The 21,097-nt window shown below is 66.9% G+C and carries 20 protein-coding genes; 15 read left to right on the top strand and 5 right to left on the bottom strand.

Annotated features, from left to right (window positions below; all coding sequences use genetic code 11):
* Positions 1-38 precede the first annotated feature (38 nt).
* From AC6CH3_RS04280 to AC6CH3_RS04270, 3 genes are all read left to right on the top strand, one after another.
* Positions 39-380, top strand: a complete 342-nt coding sequence (locus AC6CH3_RS04280; protein ID WP_498131265.1) for a DUF3039 domain-containing protein — start codon at positions 39-41, stop codon at positions 378-380.
* Complete coding sequence (locus tag AC6CH3_RS04275; RefSeq protein WP_498131264.1) at positions 380-2,158, top strand: DEAD/DEAH box helicase; 1,779 nt, start codon at positions 380-382, stop codon at positions 2,156-2,158. Before AC6CH3_RS04280 ends, AC6CH3_RS04275 begins: the two co-directional genes overlap by 1 nt.
* 383 nt (positions 2,159-2,541) lie before the next feature.
* A complete protein-coding gene (locus tag AC6CH3_RS04270) occupies positions 2,542-4,347 on the top strand; it encodes a vWA domain-containing protein (RefSeq protein WP_498131263.1) in 1,806 nt (601 codons plus the stop codon).
* On the opposite strand, the gene AC6CH3_RS04265 is transcribed toward AC6CH3_RS04270, so the two are convergent.
* A complete protein-coding gene (locus AC6CH3_RS04265; protein WP_498131262.1) occupies positions 4,344-4,964 on the bottom strand; it encodes a TetR/AcrR family transcriptional regulator in 621 nt (206 codons plus the stop codon). The two genes, AC6CH3_RS04270 and AC6CH3_RS04265, sit on opposite strands and share 4 nt — an antisense overlap.
* 97 nt (positions 4,965-5,061) lie before the next feature.
* On the opposite strand from AC6CH3_RS04265, the gene AC6CH3_RS04260 reads away from it, so the two are divergent.
* Positions 5,062-5,382 (top strand): hypothetical protein, encoded by a 321-nt coding sequence (locus tag AC6CH3_RS04260; protein ID WP_498131261.1) that lies wholly within the window; start codon positions 5,062-5,064, stop codon positions 5,380-5,382.
* On the opposite strand, the gene AC6CH3_RS04255 is transcribed toward AC6CH3_RS04260, so the two are convergent.
* A complete protein-coding gene (locus AC6CH3_RS04255; protein WP_498131260.1) occupies positions 5,343-5,978 on the bottom strand; it encodes an isochorismatase family protein in 636 nt (211 codons plus the stop codon). The two genes, AC6CH3_RS04260 and AC6CH3_RS04255, sit on opposite strands and share 40 nt — an antisense overlap.
* A gap of 9 nt (positions 5,979-5,987) precedes the next feature.
* Positions 5,988-7,316: a nicotinate phosphoribosyltransferase gene (locus tag AC6CH3_RS04250; RefSeq protein ID WP_498131259.1), complete on the bottom strand. Its 1,329-nt coding sequence runs from the start codon at positions 7,314-7,316 to the stop codon at positions 5,988-5,990.
* Positions 7,317-7,353: 37 nt separating this feature from the next.
* Here AC6CH3_RS04250 and clpS point away from each other — a divergent pair, with 37 nt between their 5' ends.
* The 6 genes from clpS (at position 7,354) to rdgB (ending at position 11,764) form a co-directional block, all read left to right on the top strand.
* The gene (gene clpS / locus AC6CH3_RS04245; RefSeq protein WP_498131258.1) at positions 7,354-7,734 is read left to right on the top strand and encodes an ATP-dependent Clp protease adapter ClpS; all 381 of its coding nucleotides are present in this window, start codon (positions 7,354-7,356) and stop codon (positions 7,732-7,734) included.
* On the top strand, positions 7,727-8,293 hold the full coding sequence (locus AC6CH3_RS04240; RefSeq protein WP_498131257.1) for a DUF2017 domain-containing protein: 567 nt from the start codon (positions 7,727-7,729) through the stop codon (positions 8,291-8,293). The genes clpS and AC6CH3_RS04240 overlap by 8 nt, the downstream gene beginning before the upstream one ends.
* Positions 8,294-8,432: 139 nt before the next feature.
* Positions 8,433-9,458: a glutamate racemase gene (gene murI, locus AC6CH3_RS04235; protein ID WP_498131256.1), complete on the top strand. Its 1,026-nt coding sequence runs from the start codon at positions 8,433-8,435 to the stop codon at positions 9,456-9,458.
* Positions 9,455-10,252 carry an MBL fold metallo-hydrolase gene (locus AC6CH3_RS04230; protein ID WP_498131255.1) on the top strand — a complete coding sequence of 266 codons (798 nt, stop codon included), beginning with the start codon at positions 9,455-9,457 and terminating at the stop codon, positions 10,250-10,252. The genes murI and AC6CH3_RS04230 overlap by 4 nt, the downstream gene beginning before the upstream one ends.
* Positions 10,253-10,298: 46 nt before the next feature.
* A complete protein-coding gene (gene rph / locus AC6CH3_RS04225) occupies positions 10,299-11,057 on the top strand; it encodes a ribonuclease PH (protein ID WP_240460304.1) in 759 nt (252 codons plus the stop codon).
* The gene (gene rdgB / locus AC6CH3_RS04220; protein ID WP_498131254.1) at positions 11,054-11,764 is read left to right on the top strand and encodes an RdgB/HAM1 family non-canonical purine NTP pyrophosphatase; all 711 of its coding nucleotides are present in this window, start codon (positions 11,054-11,056) and stop codon (positions 11,762-11,764) included. Before rph ends, rdgB begins: the two co-directional genes overlap by 4 nt.
* 85 nt (positions 11,765-11,849) lie before the next feature.
* Here rdgB and AC6CH3_RS04215 read toward each other — a convergent pair whose 3' ends face one another.
* Complete coding sequence (locus AC6CH3_RS04215; protein ID WP_498131369.1) at positions 11,850-12,617, bottom strand: VTT domain-containing protein; 768 nt, start codon at positions 12,615-12,617, stop codon at positions 11,850-11,852.
* Between the two features lie 68 nt (positions 12,618-12,685).
* Between AC6CH3_RS04215 and AC6CH3_RS04210 the strand changes: the two genes are divergently transcribed.
* Positions 12,686-13,798 (top strand): 3'-5' exonuclease, encoded by a 1,113-nt coding sequence (locus AC6CH3_RS04210; RefSeq protein ID WP_498131253.1) that lies wholly within the window; start codon positions 12,686-12,688, stop codon positions 13,796-13,798.
* A 9-nt stretch (positions 13,799-13,807) separates the two neighbouring features.
* Positions 13,808-14,344 carry a DUF4395 domain-containing protein gene (locus tag AC6CH3_RS04205; RefSeq protein ID WP_498131252.1) on the top strand — a complete coding sequence of 179 codons (537 nt, stop codon included), beginning with the start codon at positions 13,808-13,810 and terminating at the stop codon, positions 14,342-14,344.
* Here AC6CH3_RS04205 and AC6CH3_RS04200 read toward each other — a convergent pair.
* The gene (locus AC6CH3_RS04200; protein WP_498131251.1) at positions 14,331-15,458 is read right to left on the bottom strand and encodes an ADP-ribosylglycohydrolase family protein; all 1,128 of its coding nucleotides are present in this window, start codon (positions 15,456-15,458) and stop codon (positions 14,331-14,333) included. The two genes, AC6CH3_RS04205 and AC6CH3_RS04200, sit on opposite strands and share 14 nt — an antisense overlap.
* A gap of 208 nt (positions 15,459-15,666) precedes the next feature.
* Between AC6CH3_RS04200 and AC6CH3_RS04195 the strand changes: the two genes are divergently transcribed.
* From AC6CH3_RS04195 to AC6CH3_RS04185, 3 genes are all read left to right on the top strand, one after another.
* The gene (locus tag AC6CH3_RS04195) at positions 15,667-16,674 is read left to right on the top strand and encodes an aquaporin (RefSeq protein ID WP_498131250.1); all 1,008 of its coding nucleotides are present in this window, start codon (positions 15,667-15,669) and stop codon (positions 16,672-16,674) included.
* A 73-nt stretch (positions 16,675-16,747) separates the two neighbouring features.
* Positions 16,748-17,929, top strand: coding sequence for an exonuclease SbcCD subunit D (locus AC6CH3_RS04190; RefSeq protein WP_498131249.1), 1,182 nt, complete (start codon positions 16,748-16,750; stop codon positions 17,927-17,929).
* Complete coding sequence (locus AC6CH3_RS04185; protein ID WP_498131248.1) at positions 17,926-20,955, top strand: AAA family ATPase; 3,030 nt, start codon at positions 17,926-17,928, stop codon at positions 20,953-20,955. The genes AC6CH3_RS04190 and AC6CH3_RS04185 overlap by 4 nt, the downstream gene beginning before the upstream one ends.
* Positions 20,956-21,097 lie beyond the last annotated feature (142 nt).

Below are 21,097 nucleotides of genomic sequence, written 5' to 3'. Positions count from 1 at the left end.
GTCCGGGGTCCGCAGCCCTCGTTCCGGGACGGGCTAAGATGGATGGCATGACTAGCATGACGGATCCTCTCGAAAACGACCCCATGCGTGAGCTCTCCGGAGCCGGATCGTCCACGGCCACCATTGAGCGCGAGGAACAGCGCCAGGAAGTGGAGCCCGGCGACCGAGAGCGCTTTTCGCATTACGTCCGCAAGGAAAAAATCATGGAGTCCGCGCTGACCGGTGAGCCCGTCATCGCGCTGTGCGGCAAGGTCTGGACGCCCGGGCGTGACCCGCAGAAGTTCCCCGTCTGCCCGATGTGCAAAGAGGTCTACGACGGCCTGCGCCCGGGGAATGACGGCGGCAAGGGGTCCGGCGGGGACTCAGGCAACAACAAGTAGTGACGGAGACACTCTTCGGCGGACCCACCCTGCCCCCGGCTTATCCGGAACGTGCAGCCTGGGGAACCGCCCCGAAGCTCCGTGCCTGGCAGCAGGAAGCCCTTGACCGCTACTTCAGCACTGGTCCGCGCGACTTCCTGGCTGTGGCGACCCCCGGCGCTGGCAAGACCACCTTTGCCCTCCGTGTGGCGTCCATGCTCATCGAATCCGGTACCGTCAACCGGGTCACCATCGTTGCCCCCACGGACCACCTGAAGAGGCAGTGGGCTGACGCTGCCGCACGCGTGGGCATCGCCATCGATCCGAACTTCAAGAATTCCGACGGCCAGCACGGCCGCGGCTTCATCGGGGTTGCGGTCACGTATGCCCAGGTGGCCAGCAAGCCCCTGCTGCACCGTGCCAAGACCGAGGCTGCACGCACACTGGTCATCCTGGACGAGATCCACCACGGTGGCGAGGCGCTCTCCTGGGGAGACGGCCTGCGCGAGGCCTTCGATCCGGCGGTCCGGCGCCTGTCGCTGACCGGTACGCCTTTCCGCTCCGACACCTCGCCCATTCCGTTCGTGGAGTATGCGGAGGACCGGGACGGCATCAGGCGGTCCAAGGCGGACTACACCTACGGCTACGGCAACGCGCTGCGCGACCACGTGGTGAGGCCGGTCATGTTCATGGCATATTCGGGCCAGATGCGCTGGCGCACCAGCGCCGGCGAGGAAATGGCCGCTTCCCTGGGCGAGGCTGCGGTGACCAAGGATGTCACGTCCCAGGCATGGCGCACTGCCCTGAACCCCGCCGGGGAGTGGATTCCGGCCGTCCTGGCCGGAGCGGACAAGCGCCTCAGCGAAGTGCGCCGCTCCGTACCCGATGCAGGCGGCCTGGTGATTGCGACGGACCACGAGGACGCAAGGGCGTATGCGGGCCAGCTCAAGAAGATCACCGGCGAATCGCCCACCGTGATTCTGTCGGACGACGCCAAGGCATCGAGCAAGATCGAAGAGTTCTCGGCGAACGAAAAGCGCTGGATGGTGGCCGTGCGCATGGTGTCCGAAGGTGTGGACGTTCCCCGTCTTTCCGTGGGCGTGTACGCCACGTCGACCTCCACGCCGCTGTTCTTCGCCCAGGCGGTGGGGCGCTTTGTCCGCGCCCGCAAGCGCGGCGAGACTGCCTCGGTGTTCCTGCCCTCCGTTCCGCAGCTGATGGCCCTGGCCAACAGCATGGAGGCGGAACGCGACCATGCCTTGGACCGGCCGGAAAAGGAGGACGGTGACGGCCTCTTCAATCCTGAAGATTCACTGATGGACGAGGCCAACCGTGAGGACAAGGCCTCTGACAGCCTGACCAAGGGCAAGTTCGAGGCCCTTGATTCCCAGGCGTCCTTCGATCGCGTCCTGTTCGACGGCGGCGAATTCGGCACGGGCGGCGACATCGGGTCCGAGGACGAACTGGACTTCCTCGGCATTCCGGGCCTGCTGGACGCCGAACAGGTGGGGACGCTGCTGCGCCAGCGCCAGCACGAGCAGCAGAGCCGGAAAAAGCGCCAGGGACCCGCGGCGGCTCCGGCGGCGCCGGCAGTCCCGGACCACCGGATGCTGATGGACCTGCGGAACGAGCTTGCCAAAAACGTGGCCGCCTGGTCCGCGCGGACGGGGACTCCCCACGGCGTGGTCCACACGAAGCTGCGTACTGTCTGTGGCGGCCCGCCCGTGGCGCAGGCCAACGAGGAGCAGCTGCAGTCCAGGCTCAAGAAGCTTCAGGACTGGTTCGTCGGCCGCAAGTAGCCGAGCCGAAAGCAGGGGTGTCGCGACGTGCCCCTTGAACTGCTCCCCAGTGACTGGACTGTGAATTCAGTTCCATCTGCCGGGGAGCAGTTCCGTGTAGGGGAGCAGTTCTGTGTATTCGGACTGCCCTCATCCGGGACGATGTCCGCCATATGACTTGATTCACCCTCAACGGCCGGCATTGTATATCCTCGAAGGTGCGTATCCAGGTGCCATCCGCATCGGGGCGGGGGCTAGGCGCACTTGGCGGCCACCGCGGCCGCGAGCAGTTTCCGCCGGTATGTTGCAACTGCGGCATATCCCTGGATGTCAAGGATACGAATATGGGCCGTCGCCGTGCCCCCACCAAGCCAAGCTACCCCGGTTGGATCCGGACTTCAGTTGTGGCTGCAGCCGTAGTCGTGGGCCTTATCGCCGCGGCTCTGGTCCTGCCGCCCCTCCTCAGTCCGGGCGGTATCGGCTCATCACAGTCCGCCGCCACTGGGACGCAGGCAGAAGCGGTCCTTCCGGAGGACCGCCCTGCCGTCAGCACAGGCGCGGCCCCTTGCATCCCCCTCAGGATCCTGGCATCACTCGAAAACGCCGACATGGTCCGGTCGCTGGCGGCTGCCTACCTTGCCAAGCCGCGCAGCGTGGACGGCAAGTGCGTCTCGGTAAACGTGGGCCAGGAAAAATCCGGAGTGGCGGCCATCCGGATGGCAGACGGATTTGCCTCCATTCCTGCCGCCGAACGGCCTGCCGTGTGGCTGCCGGACTCCACGGCCTGGCTGCGCGTGGCCGAGGACCGCGCTGGGAGCGGCGTCCGGCAGGAAGGCGCCAGTGTGGCGAGGAGCGGGATCGTGGTGGCCATGCCGGCCTCGATGGCCAAGGCGATCGGCTGGGACGCCAAGGCACCGAGTTGGGCCGAAGTCTTCGCGGTGTCGAAGGACCCCGGTGTCTGGGAACGCCTTGGCCACGCGGACTGGGGCAAATTCAAGTTCGGCAAGGCCAGTCCTACAGTTTCCACGTCCGGGCTCATGGGCCTGCTGGCGTCCTATGGCGTGGCCGGTGGGAACCTTAAGGACATCCACAGCGACCAGTTGACCCAGCCCTCCGTCATAACCAAGGTCAAGGATGGCGAGCTGAGCACCAGCCATTACATGGCCACACCTGAGCACTTCCTCTGGCACGCCCGGCAGGCGGATGACGCCGGAGACGTTTCAGAATTCCTCTCGGCCGTCATCGTCGATGAAAAGTCCGTATGGGACTACAACCGGGGAATTTCGAGCAACGACGGCGTCACTAAGCAGGCGGGCCCCGCACCAAGGGAGCCGCTGCTGGCCATCTACCCCAGCGACGGCGTCATGGTTGCTGACAATCCCGCTGTGGCCGTCTCCGGCGACTGGGTCAGCAGCCAGCAGCGCCTCGCTGCCGATGACTTCCTGGCCTACGCCCGGACGGAGCAGGGCCAGGAAGTGGTCAAGACCACCGGCTACCGCACAATTCAGGACAAGGTGGATCCCACGGTCGCCAACACCGGCCACTACGCGCGGTTCCTGCAGCCGGTCCCGCTTCCCAGCGCGGACGTCCTGGTCAACGTCCAGAAGAGCTTTCCGAAAATCCGTAAAAGGGCCCGGGCGCTGTTCCTGCTGGACGTCTCCGGTTCCATGGGGCAGGAGATTGCCCCGGGCGTAACCCGCTTGCAGGGAGCCAAGAACGCCGTTACCCGTGCCTTGGAGCACTTCACCGATGACGACAAACTGGGACTGGCAGCGTTCTCCCACGTGGCGGATGGCCCGCTGACTCCTGGTCTCGTCAGTCCCGTGGCCCCTTTCAGGACGAACAAGGGCGACCTGCTGGCGGAACTCAATGCCCTGCAGCCGGTGGCCGCCACACCGCTGTACGAAGCCGTGGGGCAGTTCGCCGCCGAACAGGCAAGCGAATACGACGAATCCGAAATTAACACGATCGTGCTCCTGAGCGATGGCAAGAACGACACGACCCATCCCGGTGACCTCAAGTCGCTGACGGAGCAGCTGAGCCACCAGCACCACAGGACCCCGGTGCTCGTGTTCACGCTCGCCTATGGTGCCGACGCCGACACGGAATCCCTGCGGGCCATCGCCATGGCCAGCGGTGCACACTACTACGACGCCACTGACCCGAACCACTTGGAAGCCGTGCTGGGTGACCTCGTGACCAGCTTCTAGCTGTCCGGTAACCTGCTGCCAAAATTTTGCGGCAACTCCGCCAGCAGCGACTCCGCCAACAACGTGGCAGTCCTCACAATGAAGGCACGACGGCGGGGCGCGCGGCCCGGTGCGCTGCCGGCCAGTAGCGCGTCGAGCTGCGGCAGCACGACCCAGCCGTCGCAGAGCGTCACCACGGTAACGATCAGGTCAGCGGCGTCCGTGCGGTCAATGCCCGGCAGGACTTCCATCACGTGGGCCACCTTCCCAGCGCAATGATCTGCCCGGGCGGCGCGGTCCACGGCGTTGCGCCCGCGCTCCAACCCCTCCCAAAACAGCAGCCGTGGGAGGGAGCCTTCTGTAGAGTGCCGGTCGAACAGCCGCCCGGCGTAATCACCAAACGCTGCTGCTCCACGGCCTTCGATGGGGACGTCTGTCATCACGCGGGCAAGTTCGACAGCAAGCACGGCGTCAAAGAGATCGTCCTTTTTGCCGAAGTACTGGTAGATCCGCTCCTTGTTCACGCCAGCGGCGGCGGCGATCCGGTCGACTCGCGCACCGGCCAGCCCCTTTTCGCTGAACTCCGCGGTGGCAGCGGTCAGCAGCAGTGCTTTGGTGCGGTCGGTATTCCAGGCCATCCGCTAAGTCTAGCTGTTTCCAACTAGATAGTTGCACTTGTATCGGGATCTTGGCTAGGGTCATTACCGACAAAGCAACTAGATAGTTGGAGATGCCGTGAAGAGCACCCGCAGTCCCGAAGCAGCCCTAACGGCGGCGAAGCAGCCCGCTGCCGCGGCCCTGCCCCAGCCAACGTCCATCCATATTCGGGCCCTCATTACCTGGCTGGCGATTTTCCCGCTCGTTGCCATTGGCATGACGGTGACCGCGCCATTGCTTGAGGGCCTGCATCCTGTGCTTCGTGCGCTCGTGCTCACTCTGCTGGTCGTGCCTGCTGCTGTGTATTTTGTGGTGCCCAGGCTACTGGCGGCGCACGGCGCCCTCATGCGCCGGCACACCTACTCGAGGTCGACGCCTCCCAGTTCCAGTTCGGCGTAGGTGTCGTCCAGGTCGTCGGCGATTCCCGCCGTCAGCCGTTTGATCACGGTGACCGAGTAGCCCGCCTGCACCGCATCCAGGGAGGTGGCCATGACGCAATGGTCGGTGGCGAGGCCCACCACCACGACGTCTTCCACGTCGTGGCTTTGGAGCCAGTCGTCCAGGCCTATGTTGTCCTCTTCGGGCGCGTAGTCCGCATCACCCGGTGAGGGCAGGGAACCAGGCTTCCGGTCGCCGGTGGGCACAGCGTCCTCGGGGGCGAGCAGGCCTTCAAAGCCGGAGTACGCGGCGGTGTGCAGCCCCTTGTGGAAGTAAGCCTGGATGTGTTCGGTCTCGAGGTCCGGGTGAAGCTCGGCCCCCTGCGTTCCCGCGACGCAGTGCGGCGGCCAGCTGTCCTTGAAATCGGGGGTCTCCGAGAAGTGCGCACCGGGATCGATGTGCCAGTCCTGCGTGGCCACGATGTGGTCGAACTGGCCGTGATGCGCTTCAACGAATTCGCTGATGGCCCCTGCCACTGCGGCGCCGCCTTCCACCGGCAGCGCGCCGCCCTCGCAGAAGTCGTTCTGGACGTCGACAATGATCAGTGCACGTGACATCAGTTCTCCTCAGTTTTCCTCGTAAAGAGTGGGGATGGCCGGCTCGCCGCGCTGCAGGCGGTGAACGACCGCCGGCAGTTCGGCCATTGAGTCGGCGTGGCGCTGGCGGGCGCGAAGCACTCCTTCGTGACCGGTCCAGCCCGGCAGCAGTTCCCCGTTCTTGATGAACTGTTGCAGGAGGGGCCGGTCGTTGCCGTCGTCGAGAGGGCGGTGCCCCACGCCGATGAGTTCCTGGGTGGCCGTGCCGTGCTCGTTGAGCCGGCGGAGGGCGTATTTGCGCCCGCCCTTGCTGATCTTGTTCTTCGCGGTTTTGGCGACGGACACGAAGTCGCCGTCGTCATCGGTGCGGCTGACAAGCTTGTACACCATGCTCGCCGTGGGTGCACCGGAGCCGGTGACAAGGGACGTGCCCACGCCGTAGGCGTCCACCGGCGCGGACTGGAGCGCCGCGATGGCGAACTCGTCGAGGTCGGAGGTGACCACGATGCGGGTGTTCTCATTGCCCAGCTCATCGAGCAGTTGCCGCACCCACTGCGCCTGTTCCACCAGGTCCCCCGAGTCGAGCCTGACGGCGCCCAACTTGTCCCCGGCGATGTCCACGGCCGTACGGACGGCGGTTTCGACGTCGTACGTATCCACGAGCAGCGAGGTGCTCGCCCCGAGGGAGGCGACCTGCGCCTCGAACGCGTCGCGTTCGGTGTCGTGGAGCAGGGTGAACGAGTGGGCGGCGGTGCCCACCGTCTTGAGCCCGTAGCGCAGCCCGGCCTCCAGGTTCGAGGTGCTGTCGAAGCCGGCTATGACAGCGGCGCGGGCAGCAGCCGTGGCTGATTCCTCCTGCGTCCGCCGGGAGCCCATCTCGATGCAGGGCCGGTTCCCGGCAGCTGTGATCATCCGGGAGGCCGCCGAGGCGATGGCGCTGTCGTGGTTCAGCACAGAGAGGATATAGGTCTCCAGGATGCAGGCCTCGGCGAACGTCGATTCGACGATCAGGACGGGGGAGTTCGGGAAGTAGGCCTCGCCTTCCGCATAGCCCCAGATGTCCCCGGTGAAGCGGAAGTCGGCCAGGTAGTCCAGGGTTTTCTGGTTGACCACCTGTGTGCGGCCCAGGAACTCCAGTTCAGCCTCGCCAAAGCGGAAGGCCGCGATGCCGTCCAGCAGCCGGCCGGTGCCGCCCACGATCCCGTAGCGCCGGCCGTCGGGCAGCCTGCGTGCGAACGCCTCGAAGACTGACTTGCGGTGCGCGGTGCCCGAATGGAGCGCGGCCTGCAGCATCGTCAGCTCGTAGTGATCCGTGAACAGGGACGTGCGTGGCTGGTTCCAGCCCGGGGAGGTACTCACAAAATCACTCTAGTGCGCCTCCCCATAGAATGGACAGATGACCTTAAGCGTTGCGCTCGGCCCTGACACCCAGGAGAGCACCCATACCGGAACAGCGGTGTCCACCGACGCCCTGACGGCCCCTGACATCCCCTGGAACCTCGTGATCTGGAATGATCCGGTCAATCTCATGAGCTATGTCAGCTTCGTTTTCCAGAGCTATTTCGGCTATTCGGAAAGCAAAGCGAACAAGCTCATGATGGAGGTCCACAAGAAGGGCCGGTCCATTGTTGCCCACGGCAGCAAGGAACAGGTGGAACAGCACGCGGTGGCCATGCATGGCTTCGGCCTGTGGGCGACGGTCGAGAAGGCCACCGGAGGAAACAGCGGGGGCGGCAAGAACGGCGGCCCGGGCAAGGGCAGGGGAAAACGTGGCTAAGGCTTTCAAATATGGGCTCAAAGGCATCACGGGATTCCTGGAGCCCACGGAGCGGGAGCTGCTGCGCAGCCTGTTCGACGACGTCATTTCGATGCTCGAGCCGGAAGACCGGGGAAAGCAGGATCCGCTCGCCGCCATGATCGGCCTGGACATGGACGTCAAGGAGCCGTCGGACCGGGCGCTACGAAGGCTTTTGCCAAACGTTGTTAAGGACGACGGCGCCGCCTCCCTCGAGTTCCGCCAGCTCACCGAACGTTCCCTGCGGGAAGGCAAGATCGGGGCGCTGCGCGCCGCCGCACTGGACCTGGACAAGGAGGAGCTGGTCCTGACGGCGGCGGACGCCCGGCACTGGTCCGCTGCCCTGAATGACGTCCGGCTGGTCCTGGCCGAACGGCTCGACATCCGGGACGAGGCCGATGCCGACCACGTCCACCAGATGCAGGACTGGTCCCAGGCGGAAGACGTGGAGAGCTACCTGGCCCTCGTCTACAACTTCACCACGTGGCTGCAGGAGTCACTCGTGCAGGCCATGCTGCAGTCCCTGGAAACCCGGCCCTAGCCTTTACATCCGGGCACTCCGTCCGCCGGGCCTCCACGTATGGGAGTGCGCGTGGGTTCCCAAATGTGACAAATTCGACACGAGGCGGACACCACATTTGATGGCCGCGCCTACCGGGAAGACCTATCCTCGAATAATCATGACTTCAGCATCGAGCACGGATCCCGCAGCAGGAGCTGCGCCGGATTCCGCAACGGACATCGGCGGGACTCTGGGATCGCTGCCGATCGGGGTCTTTGATTCGGGCGTCGGCGGACTCACTGTGGCACGGTCCATCATCGACCAGTTGCCGAACGAATCGATCCTCTATGTCGGTGACACGGCCCACGGGCCCTACGGTCCGCTCCCCATCGCCGAGGTGCGCGCCAATGCCCTGGGTGTCATGGATGAACTGGTGGATTCCGGCGTCAAGCTGCTCACCATCGCCTGCAACTCGGCGTCGGCCGCGGTCCTCCGGGACGCCCGCGAGCGGTACACGGCCCGCTACGGGATACCCGTGATCGAGGTGATCCAGCCGGCCGTCAGGCGGGCCGTGGCGGCCACCCGCACCGGCCGCGTCGGCGTCATCGGCACCTCGGCCACCGTGGGTTCGCGTGCCTACGAGGACACGTTTGCTGCGGCCCCGGACCTTTCCATCACCTCCGTGGCCTGCCCTGCGTTCGTCAGCTATGTGGAGGCGGGCATCACCACCGGGCCCGAACTGCTGGCGGTGGCGGGGGAGTACCTCGAGCCGCTGAAGGCTGCGGGAGTGGACACGGTAGTGCTGGGCTGCACCCACTACCCCCTGCTGACCGGGGTCATTTCCTACGTCATGGGCGAGGACGTCACCCTCGTCTCCAGCGCCGAGGAAACGGCCAAGGACGTGTACCGCGCGCTCGCCAGCCGGGGCCTGGAACGGACTGCCGCCGCCGCGCCGGAACACAGCTTCATCGCCACGGGCGACGCCAGCCAGTTCGAGGCGCTGGCGCGCAGGTTCCTCGGGCCCGAGGTCCTCAGCGTCAAACATGTCGACCATGTGGCGGCACAGTATCCTACCGGCAGCCTGGCGCGCATTACGCCGGAGATGATCGCCGCCGCCCAGGGCGCGGCTGCCCGGCCGCGCATCTCGAACTTTGTGGGACAGGGTGCCGGCGGCAACTCCTCTTCCGGAGGTTCCGCCCTGTGAAGCTCACCATCGTCGGCTGCACCGGATCCTTCCCCGGCCCCGGCTCGCCCGCGTCCTGCTACCTGCTGACAGCGCACGACGGCGAACGCACCTGGAAAGTCGTCATGGACCTTGGCAGCGGAGCCCTCGGCGCCATCCAGCGCTACACGGACCTCGAGGACATCGACGCCATATTCCTGACGCACCTGCATCCGGACCACTGCATGGACCTGTGCGGACTGCACGTGGCCGTGCGCTGGAAACCGGGCGGCTGGAACCGGGGGCGCATCCCGGTCTGGGGACCTGCCGCAACGGCTGACAGGATGGCCACCGCGTATGGCCTCGAACTCGACCCCGGCATGCACGAGGAATTCGACTTCACCAACTGGACCGAGCGCCAGTCCGTCACCGTGGGGCCCTTCACGGTGACACCCTTCACGGTGAACCATCCCGTGGAGGAGGCCTACGCGCTGCGCGTGGAGGCGACCGAACCCGACGCGGCCGGGGCGGCCGTGACGCGCGTCCTGACCTACTCAGGCGATACCGATTCGTGCCGCGGGCTGGAAGAAGCTGCCAAGGACGCTGACCTGTTCCTGTGCGAGGCGGCCTTCGAAGAGGGCCGCGACGACGGCATCAAGGACGTCCACCTGACCGGCAAGCGGGCCGGCGAGGCGGCTGCGGTGGCCGGCGCCCGCCGTCTGCTCCTGACGCACATCCCGGTCTGGACATCGCAGACGAAGGTCATGGCCGAGGCACGTCCGGCTTTCGGCGGCGATGTCGCGGTTGCGGTCGCCGGAGTTCACTACACCGTCTGAGGCTTGGGGCGCCAGCCGCCAGTGGATAAATCGATAAGCTAAGGGCATGACTTCCGAAGCAACCACTGCCCCCGTCATCCGTGCCGACGGCCGCACCCCGGACCAGCTCCGCCCCATCAGCATCACCCGCGGCTGGTCCAAGCAGGCGGAAGGATCCGCCCTGATCGAGTTCGGCAACACCCGGGTGCTGTGCACGGCTTCTCTGACCGAGGGCGTTCCCCGCTGGCTCAAGGGCGAAGGCCGCGGCTGGGTCACGGCCGAGTACGCCATGCTCCCGCGCGCCACGAACACGCGGTCCGACCGCGAGTCGGTCAAAGGCAAGATCGGCGGCCGCACCCATGAGATTTCCCGCCTGATCGGACGCTCGCTGCGTTCGATCATCGACACTAAGGCACTCGGCGAAAACACCATCGTTCTGGACTGCGACGTCCTCCAGGCCGACGGCGGGACGCGGACTGCCGCCATCACCGGCGCCTATGTGGCCCTCGCCGAAGCGATCCGCTTTGCCCGCGAGAACAAGATGATCGCCCGCAACGCCCAGCCGCTTGTGGATACCATCGCCGCCGTGTCCGTTGGCATCATCGACGGCGTTCCGATGCTTGACCTGCCGTACATCGAGGATGTCCGGGCCGAGACCGACATGAACGTCGTGGTGACGGGTTCGGGCAAGTTCGTCGAGGTGCAGGGCACCGCCGAGGGTGCCCCGTTCGACCGGGATGAGCTCAACAAGCTGCTCGACCTTGCGCTTCTGGGGACGGAGCAGCTCGCAGCCATCCAGCGCGAGACCCTGGCCGAAGCGCCGTGACCGGCAAGGGAACCGTAAACGAAAACACGGCCGGCAGGCAGCCCGGCGCGCCCCGGCTCGTCCTGGCCACGCACAACAAGGGGAAGCTCCGGGAACTGCGCGAGCTGCTGCGCGGGCAGGTTCCCGGGCTGGACGTGGACACGCAGGTGGTGGACGCGTCCGCCGTCGGGGGCCCTGACGTGGCCGAGACCGGCGTAACCTTTGCGGAGAACTCATTGCTCAAGGCCCGGGCCGTGGCCGATGCCACGGGGCTGGTGGCGATCGCCGACGACTCCGGGCTGTCGGTGGACGTGCTCGGCGGGGCCCCCGGCATCTTTTCTGCCCGCTGGTCCGGGCGGCACGGCGACGATGCCGCCAATCTCCGGCTGCTGCTGGCCCAGCTCGCTGATGTGCCGGATGCCCACCGCGGCGCGGCCTTCGTGTGCGCAGCGGCCCTGGCAGTGCCGGCGTCGGCATCCGGCTCCGCGTCCGGCTCCGCGTCCGGGGACGGGGCACGCGAGGTGGTGGAATACGGCCAGCTCGCAGGCACCCTTTTGCGCGAACCGCGCGGTGAGGGCGGTTTCGGCTATGACCCGGTGCTCCAGCCCCTCGGGCTCGACCGCAGCTGCGCGGAGCTCACCCCCGAGGAGAAGAACGCCATCAGCCACCGCGGGCAGGCCTTCCGCGCACTGCTGCCGGCGATAGTCGAAGCCCTCGCCCAGGGCTAGGTCCGGTTAAACGGCCGTTCCCCGCATAGGCGTCGCTGGCCAGCAACGCTTATGCGGGGAACGGCCGTTCGTTGTGTGTGAGGACCTACGGCGTCTTGCGTTCCTCTTCGGGCTCGTGCTCCTCGATGAACTCCTCCACCACATCCGTGCCGTACCTGGCAGCCTGGCGCTTGGCGATCATTCCGCGGAAGACCTCGATGCCAATCGGAATCACGGAGAGCAGGACGATCACGATGAAGATGATGTCCAGGTTCTCGCGGACCCACGGAATCCTGTCGCCCAGCAGGTAGCCCAGGAGCGTCACGCCGCCGCCCCACAGGAACGCGCCGATCACGTTGAAGAGGAAGAATTTCCGCTTGTCCATCTGGGCCACGCCGACGATGACCGGCACGAAGGTGCGGATGATGGGGACGAAACGGGCCAGAATCAGGGCCTTGCCGCCGTGCTTCTCAAAGAATTTGTGGGCGCTTTCAACGTTCTCGTGTTTGAACAGCCGCGAATCCGGCTTGTTGAAGATCGCCGGGCCTGCCTTGGAGCCGATGAGGTAGCCCGTCTGGTTTCCGATGATTGCCGCCCCGATGATGAGCGCGGCAAAGAGCCAGATGTTGAACTTGATCGTGTCGGTCGCCACGAGCAGGCCGGCAGTGAACAGCAAGGAGTCGCCGGGCAGGAAGAACCCGATGAGCAGGCCGGTTTCGGCGAAGATGATTCCGCAGACCAGCAACACCACCCATGGGGCCAGGGCAGGGTCGGCGAGGAAGACCTGGGGATTTAGCCAGTCGGGAAGGAACGAAGCCAGCTGCGGCTGGACCGGTCCGGCTCCTCCCAACATGGGCACGGCAAAGTCGCTGATGGCATTAAAGTTCACCTTCCAAGGGTACTTGACCTTGCCACTGCTTCCGCGGCGCTAAAGTTGAGCCCGTGAGTTTGGACTTTACGGCGATCGACTTCGAGACCGCCAACGGCTTTCGCGGTTCGCCGTGCGCCGTTGGCCTCAGCAAGGTCCGCGGCGGTGTGATCGTCGAGGAAGCGTCCTGGCTGATGAGACCTCCGGAAAACCACGACACGTTCGACTACCACAACGTGCGGATCCACGGCATCACGCCCGAAAAGGTTGCCGGCCAGCCGCGCTTCGGGGAGCTTTTCGCTGAAATCGGCGCATTCATAGGCGGCGACATCATCGCCGCGCACAACGCCGCCTTCGACCTGGGCGTCATCCGCTCCGGACTCGAGGTCTCCGGATTGCCCGGGCCGGCATACGACTACGTCTGCACCGTCATGCTGTCCCGGCGCTGCTACTCACTGGTCTCCAACTCCCTGCCCTTCGCTGCCGAAGAGGCCGGCGTGCCCCTGATCAACCACCACGATGCAGCCGAGGATGCGAGGGCCTGCGCCGGCATCCTGATCGACATCGCGGCCCGCAACCGGGCAAACAGCGTTGCGGAGCTTTACCTGTCACTCGGCCTGTCGCTACCTCAGCAGCAGGCCTTTCACCCGGCCGCAGACGAGCTGTCCAAGGCGACTCTCACGGCCCTCGCCGCCGCCGGCAGTGACGGACCTGCCCGGCCCTTCCGAACCGGATGGCCCCAGGAAGGGGACAACCCCTCGCCGAATCCGGACGCCGAACCCGGCAACCCGCTCTTCGGCCAGACAGTGGTGTTCACCGGACAGCTGGCCATGCCACGGCCGGAGGCAAAAATCCGCTCCGCCGAGATGGGGGCCCGGCCGGAAAGCCGGGTCACCGCCCGGACCAGCGTCCTTGTGGTGGGCGACGGATTCGACGCCCGCGACCTCCGGTCCGGACGGCTCACCGGCAAGGCCAGACGCGTGCTGGAGTTGCACGAACGGGGGCAGGCCATCGAGGTCCTGTCCGAGGGCGAATTCCTGCAGATGGTCGGCGGGGCGGCCGGCACGATGGATGCCGGCACGATGGATGCCGGCACGATGGATGCCGGCATCATGCACACCGGGCAGGCCGGTGCCGGAATTCATGTGGCGCAACAAAGCTTCCCCGCGGCGGCCCTGCGCTCCTAGCCTTGCTCCATGAGCAGACCAACAGAGACCAGCGTTTCCCCGGCCACGGCGACGGGCGGGGTGGACTGGCGGGCGGTGTTCGCCTTTCCCAATCCGGTCAATGAGTACGCCGCCCGAATCACGGCCGGACTCGTGGTGCTGCTCGCCGCCGCCACGCTCCTCACCGGCTCCGGCTGGGGGCTTGCCATCATTGCTGCCGGCTTCTGGCTCCGGGTGCTTTTCGGCCCCCGGATCTCCCCGCTGGCGCTGCTCTCAGTCAAGGTGCTCGCTCCGCGGCTCGGCCGCCCCAAGCTGGTTCCCGGACCGCCCAAGCGGTTCGCCCAGGGGATCGGGGCCGCGGTCACCACTGCGGCGGCGGTGCTGTTCTTCGCGGGCCTGGCACCCGCGGCCTGGGTGCTGCTCGCCGTCCTCATCGCCGCTGCTGCGCTGGAGGCCTTTGCCGGTTTCTGCCTCGGCTGCGTGATTTTCGGCTTCCTGCAGCGCCGGGGCATGATCCCTGAGGACGTCTGCGAAGCCTGCAACAACATTTCCCTCAGGCAGTTGTAACAGCCACCAGCTGGTCCGCCATGCCACGGATCACGTCGGGTGCCTCGAGCGCCTCCAGCCAGTCCGCCGGGAGGCATGCCTCGCCGTAGTAGGCGCCGAGGATATTTCCGGCGATCGATCCCGTTGAATCGCTGTCTCCGCTGTGGTTGACGGCCACGGCAATGGCCGCCCTGAAGTGGTCCGCCGGAGTGGGCGCCGCTTGGCCACCTGCCGGTGTTGGGGCACCTGCCGCTGTGGCCAGGACGGCGTAAAGCGCGACGGCGAGTGCCTCCTCCGCCACCCAGCCCTCGCCGAGTTCGCGGACCAGGTCCTCGGGGGCGAGCAGTGCCGCCGTTCCCGCCCCCGGTGCGGCCGCTTCGCCGGCACGCCGGATTGCGGTGTCGAGGCGCTCGCGGAGTTCCGGCGCCGCTTCCGCATCGGACCGGACGTGGTCAGCGGCTACCTGTGCGGCTTCCAGCAGGCCCTGCCCCTGGACCAGGGAATGGATCAGAAGGCTGAAGACCCCGGCGCTCTGGCGGGCCGACGGGTGTCCGTGCGTCAGGGAGGCTGCGTCCGAGCTCAGCTTGTAGACGGATTCGGCCGGAATGTGCGGGATCAGCCCGAACGGCGCCGACCGCATGACCGTTCCGCAGCCCTTGGAATCGGGGTTGACCGGCCGGTACACCGTGCCCATCTCCCCGGTCGCCAGCCCGCTGAGGCAGGCAGCGCCGGGGGCCCTGCGCTGTCTGAGCACGGGCTGGCGGTCAATCCAGCGCTGCTGCGGCCTGGGAGCCGGATCCGGGGCCGACATGCCCTGGGTATCGAGCCAGCGGAGATAGGCGAGCCACACGCAGGCGTTCGCATCCGCCCCCACCCCGGCATTCGCCCACTCCAGCGCCTCGACGAGCCCGTCCACCGTGTACAGCGTCATCTGCGTGTCGTCCGAAAAGTGGCTGCCGCCGTCGAGCGCTGCGAAGTCCTGCAACCCCTGCCGGCCGAACCGGCTCCGGATCACGGCGATGGAGTCGAACTCGACGGCATAGCCGAGGGAGTCTCCAAGGGCGCCGCCCAACAGGCAGCCGTGGATGCGGGACTTCGGGGACGGCACGGCCGCTGTGCCGGAAACATTGCTCATGAAAGTAAATTTACCCGCCGGGACCGCCATGGATCCGACCCGCCGAAACCGGGCCCTCCGTTGTGTGGCCTTCCTCACTCCCGAACGGGCCCGGCTGCGGGACGCTAAGCTCGGATTCAGCAACCGTCCAGACTCGACTGGCAGACTGCAGAGGCTGACCCGGCACATGCCGGTGTTCCCGGCCGACAAAACAAAGGATTCTCCGAACATGACCACGCCTGTGTCCGTATCCACGACCGATGCCGAGCTGCCCCCGGATGACCCTGGCTTCCGGCCCGGACTGCTTTCCCGGCTGGCGGCCGAAGCGTTCGGAGCCCTGTTCCTGGTCGTCGCCGGACTGGGCGTGCCGCTGTTTACCCTCCCGCAGTCGAACCCGCTGCCGGCGGCGCTGGCTGCAGGCCTGGCTGTGACGGCCGCGATGCTCGCCTTCGCCCATGTTTCCGGCGGGCACTTCAATCCGGCCATCACGCTCGCCAACCTCGTCGCGGGGCGGATCAGGGCCGGCCACGCCGCTGCCTACGTCGGCGCCCAGCTGGCGGGCGCCGCCGCCGGCGCGCTGGCGCTGTTCGGCGTCCTGCGGACCATCCCCACCATCCCGGACACCCGGGCAGCCTTCGATACGGTCACTGCCGGCTTCGGCGAGCACTCTGTCATCCAGGCGTCCCTGGCAGGTGTCCTCCTGGCCGAGGTCCTCGGTGCCGCACTGCTGGTCGCCGTCTTCCTCGGCACCACTGCACGCCGCAACGTCCACGCGGCGGCGGCACCGTTCGCCGTCGGCCTGACGCTGGCGGTGCTCCTGCAGTTCGGCCAGGCCATCGGCAACGCTCCGTTCAACCCCGCACGGGCCACCGCGTCAGCGCTGTTCAGCAACAGCTGGTCGCTGGGGCAGCTGTGGCTGTTCTGGATTGCCCCGCTGGTGGGCGCGGCCATTGGCGGCCTGGTTTTCCGGAGCTTCTCCGACAGCACGGCCGGCAAGCCTGCAACGGGTACGGAGGACGGTGTTGACGTTGCGGACAGTGAAGGGGCCGACGGCGGCGAAGAGGCCCCTGAGGAAACGGTCACCGGCACATCGGACAGTGACACCCCTGACAGTGATACCTCTGACAGTGACACCTCGGACAGTAAGGGGCCCGGCCGTTCAGCCTCGCCGGAGGCAAGGCCGGCCCCTGCACCCGACGAGGCCCGCGACTTCTTCGACGGCCCTGGCCGCCAGTAGCCACCACCGTGGGATTCGGACGCGCCCAGGCGCGGTCGGCAAAACTGTCAGTCCCTACGGATAGCTTAAAAACATGCGGTTACTGCACACTTCCGACTGGCACCTTGGCCGGTCCTTCCACGGCGTTGGCATGCTCGATGCCCAGCGCGCGTTTGTCGACCAGCTGGTCGCCCGCGTCGAGGAACTGTCCGTCGACATCGTCCTCATCGCCGGCGACGTGTACGACCGCGCGCTGCCCGGAGTGGACGTTGTCGGCCTGCTGGACGACGCCCTGGTTCGGATGTCCGGCGCCGGAGCCCGGGTAGTGCTCACCAGCGGGAACCATGACTCCGCCATCAGGCTCGGCTTTGCCTCTCGGCTCATGGAGCGGGGCGGCGTGCATCTGCGCACCCGGCTCGCGGAAATGGACACGCCGCTGCTGCTTCCGCTTGGGGGACGGCCGGACGATGGGCAGGGCCCCGCGCTGGCGATCTACGGCATACCGTGGTTGGAACCGCGGCTCGTCGCCGACCATCTCGGCGTGGAGACTGCCAGCCATTTCGAGGTCACCCGCGCGGCCACGGACCGCATCCGGGCAGACATCGCCCGGCGCAGCAGGTCGCGGGACGTCCACTCCGTGGTGCTGGCGCACACCTTCGCCAGTGGCGGAATCAGCTCGGACAGCGAGCGGGATCTCAGCATCGGGGGAGTCGGTGCCGTTCCGCTGGACCTCTTTGCAGGCTTTAGCTATACCGCCCTGGGCCATCTGCACGGACGGCAGGCGCTGTCGCCTGAGGTGCGCTACTCAGGATCTCCGTTGGCCTACTCCTTCTCTGAGGCACAGCACCAAAAGGGCGGCTGGCTCATTGACGTTGACGAATCGGGCATCACGGCGGTGGAGGCGGTTCACTGGGATGCGCCAAGAAAACTGGCCGTCCTCCGGGGAACCATTTCCGAACTCCTCGAGTCCGGCCAACATGCCTGGGCCGAGGACGCCTACTGCCAGGTGACCCTCACCGACGCCCAGCGCCCGGCCCAGGCAATGGAACGGCTGAGGGCGCGGTTCCCGGATACCCTCGTGCTCGGCTTTGACCCGGAGGGCGCGCCGCCGTCGGCCAGAGTCAGTTACAGCAGCCGCCTCGCCGAGGCCGAAGACGACCTCTCGATCTGCTGCGGGTTCCTGGAGCACGTCCGCGGCCGTGAGCCCGACGACGCCGAGCGGAGCCTGCTGGCCGAGGCGCTGGAAACTGTCCGCCTGCAAGGAGTGTCGCTATGAGGATCCACCGGCTGGAAATCTCTGCTTTCGGGCCCTTTGCCGGCACGGAAACCATCGATTTTGACAGGCTCAGCGCCCACGGGCTGTTTCTCCTCAACGGTGCCACCGGTGCCGGGAAGACCAGCGTGCTGGACGCGATCTGCTACGCCCTCTACGGCTCAGTGCCCGGGGCGCGGCAGGACGGCAAGAGACTCCGCAGCGACCACGCCGAGCCGGCGACAGAACCCAGCGTCACCTGTGAGTTCACAGCCAGGGGCCGGCGCTTCGAGGTCTCGCGCTTTCCGGCGTGGGACAAGCCCAGCGCCCGCGGCCGGAACGGCTTCACCGCGCAGAAGGCCAAAACGCTCCTGCGGGAGCGGGTCGGCGGGGAATGGATTGAGAAGTCCGGCAGAAACGATGAAGCCGGTGGTGAGATCGCCGCGATTCTCGGCATGGACAGGGAGCAGTTCACCCGGGTGGTCATGCTGCCCCAGGGAGACTTCGCGGCGTTCCTGCGCTCCAAGGCCTCAGACCGGATGGACCTTCTGCAGAAGCTCTTTGGAACGGAACGGTTTGAAGCCGTTGAGCGTGAACTGGCCCTGAAGGCTGCCGAAGCCGCCAAGGAAGTCAGCGGGCACAACGGCAGGCTCGCCCTTTTGGTGGAGCGGGCGCGGGCCGAGGCTGAGGCCTTGGGGCTGGAGCTCGACAATGCTCCGCATGCCGGCAAAGACCGGGAACTTCTGGTTTGGCTCGAGGATGCCGCCTCGTGCCGGGCAGCGGAGTTGGGCACCGCGGCAGAATCCTCCGAGGCCCTCCGCGGCGAGCACGCCGCCCGGCTCGAGGCCGAACTGGCCCGTGAAAGCCGCCAGTTGAAACTTGCCGCAGCGATGCGCCGAAAATCAGCAGCAAGCGAGGCCGCACCCGTTCTGGAACGGAATGCTGCCCGGCTTGCCCTGCACCGAAAAGCAGAAACCCTCGGGGGGCAGCTCAAAGCCGTTGCCGCGGCCGAGTCAGCCGTGGAGCGGTCAGCCAGTGCCATGGCACGCGCTGCAGCCGACCTTCAGGCGGCGGCCCGCACGGACGTTGAGCTGGCGCACACAGATCCCGCAGACGTCGATACCGCCGCCGAGCTCGGCCGGCTGCGCGCGCTGCTGGCCGTCGTGAACGAGCGCGCGGCCGACGAAGACCGGCTCACAGCGCTGGCTGCGAGGAGCACAGACGTCACCGCCCGGCGCCAGGAACTGCTGCGTACCACCGAGAACCAGGCCGAAACCCTCACCGCCCTCGGCACCGAAATGGACCGGCTCCACGCCGGGCTGCAGCCACTGGCCCAGCTGGCAAGTGAGGCAGTGCTCCGGACCAAGGAGTCGATGGCTGCCGACGAGCTCGTGGACGTGGTCCGGCGCTACGGAGCTGCGGCCGGAAAATGTGCAGCCGCCACGGAGCGGCACCTCAAGGGCCGTGATGCGTACCAGGAGTCCCGTCAACGATGGCTCGACATACGTGAGCAGCGGCTGGCCAACGCCGCGGCGGAACTGGCGGCCCGTCTGGAAGCCGGGGCACCGTGCCCCGTCTGCGGCGGCACCGAGCATCCGGAACCTGTGCCCGCCGCAGCCTCCGTCCGGGGCCTTGCCGAGGAGGAGGAACGGGCCAGGGAGGCCTGCGATGCCGCAGAGCTGAGTCTCGCTGCCTTGGATGCCGAGCTTGCCGCAGCCCGGCAGGAGGTTGCCGTGCTGGCGGGACAGGGCGGAGACACTGATCCGGCTGACGCGGCCGCAGCCGCCAAGGTTGCCCGGGCAGCGGCAGCTGAAGCGGAGGCCGCGGAGATGCAACTGGCCGAGGCCAGGGCACGGTACGAGGGCCTCGAGGACCACGTCACCGCCACGGAGCAGGCACGAACCGAGTGCCTGTCGCGCATCGCGCAGCTGGAATCCACGCTGGCCGAACTGGACCAGCAGTCAACAGCCCTTGAAGCCGCGCTTGCCGCGTTGCGGGCCGGGTACCCCAGCCTGCGCCGGCGCTCTGCCGGCATCGACGAAACGATTGCCGTCCTGGAACGGGCTGCCTCTGCCCGCACCACGTGGGAGCTCGCATCTGCCCGCCTGGATGAAGCGCACGCCCAGCTCGAGCTTGCCCTGCCGGAAGCCGGTTTCGGCACCGCCGCCGCAGCCCATGAGGCCCTGCTGGACCCGGAGGACGCTGCGCGCCTGGAAGCGGCAGTCCTGGCGGGAAGGGACGAACAGGCACGGCTTGAGGAACTGTTCGCGAGTGAGGAGCTGATCCTCGCCGAGGAAGAGCACGCAGCCGGCATCACAGCCGAGGCGGGGGAAACAGACCGTCTGCGGGCCGAGGCCGAACGGGCAGCCGGACAGGCGAAAGACCTTGCGCTCGCCGCCGGGCTGGCAGCGCAGAAGTGCAGAGCCATGCGCGGTCTGCGGGAAGATTACGAAGAGCTGGCAGAATCAGGACGGACTCCGCGTGATAAGGCAGAACGCCTGTCGGCATTGGCGGACTCCGTCCGGGGCGGCGGCGACAACAGCTACCGCATGAGCCTCAACAGCTATGTTCTGGCGGCCCGGTTGGAACAGGTGGCAATCGCTGCGTCAGAGCGGCTGGTCGCCATGAGCGACGGCCGGTACACGCTCCAGCACACGGACGCGAAAGCCGCGCGGGGCGCAAAATCCGGGCTGGGACTCGAAGTGGTGGATGCGTGGACCGGCCAGCGGCGCGACACGTCCACGCTCTCTGGCGGGGAGTCCTTCATGGCCTCGTTGTCGCTCGCGCTGGGTCTGGCAGACGTTGTGCAGCACGAGGCGGGCGGTGTGGACATTGAGACGTTGTTCGTGGACGAGGGCTTCGGCAGCCTCGACGAGCAGGCCCTTGAGCAGGTCATGGACGCCCTCGAGGGACTGCGCGATGGCGGGCGCGTGGTCGGGCTTGTCAGCCACGTGGCGGAAATGAAGCAGCGGATCGGCACCCAACTGCAGGTGGTGAAGGGCCGCAACGGTTCCACCCTCCACATCTCCGATGCCGTCATGGCGGCCTGACGCGCCCCGAGGCTGGCAACCGGCTTACAGCCGGTCCGGTACCAACCCGTCCGGTACCAACCCGTCCGGTACCAACCCGTCCGGTACAACCCGTCCAGTACAATCGGATAGTCACCGGGTTGCGCGCATCGGGAGGGGGGAC

The organism is Arthrobacter sp. GQ119, from assembly GCF_059759125.1.
The sequence above is the reverse complement of the archived record's forward strand: the minus strand, read 5'-3'. Positions and strand labels throughout refer to the sequence as shown.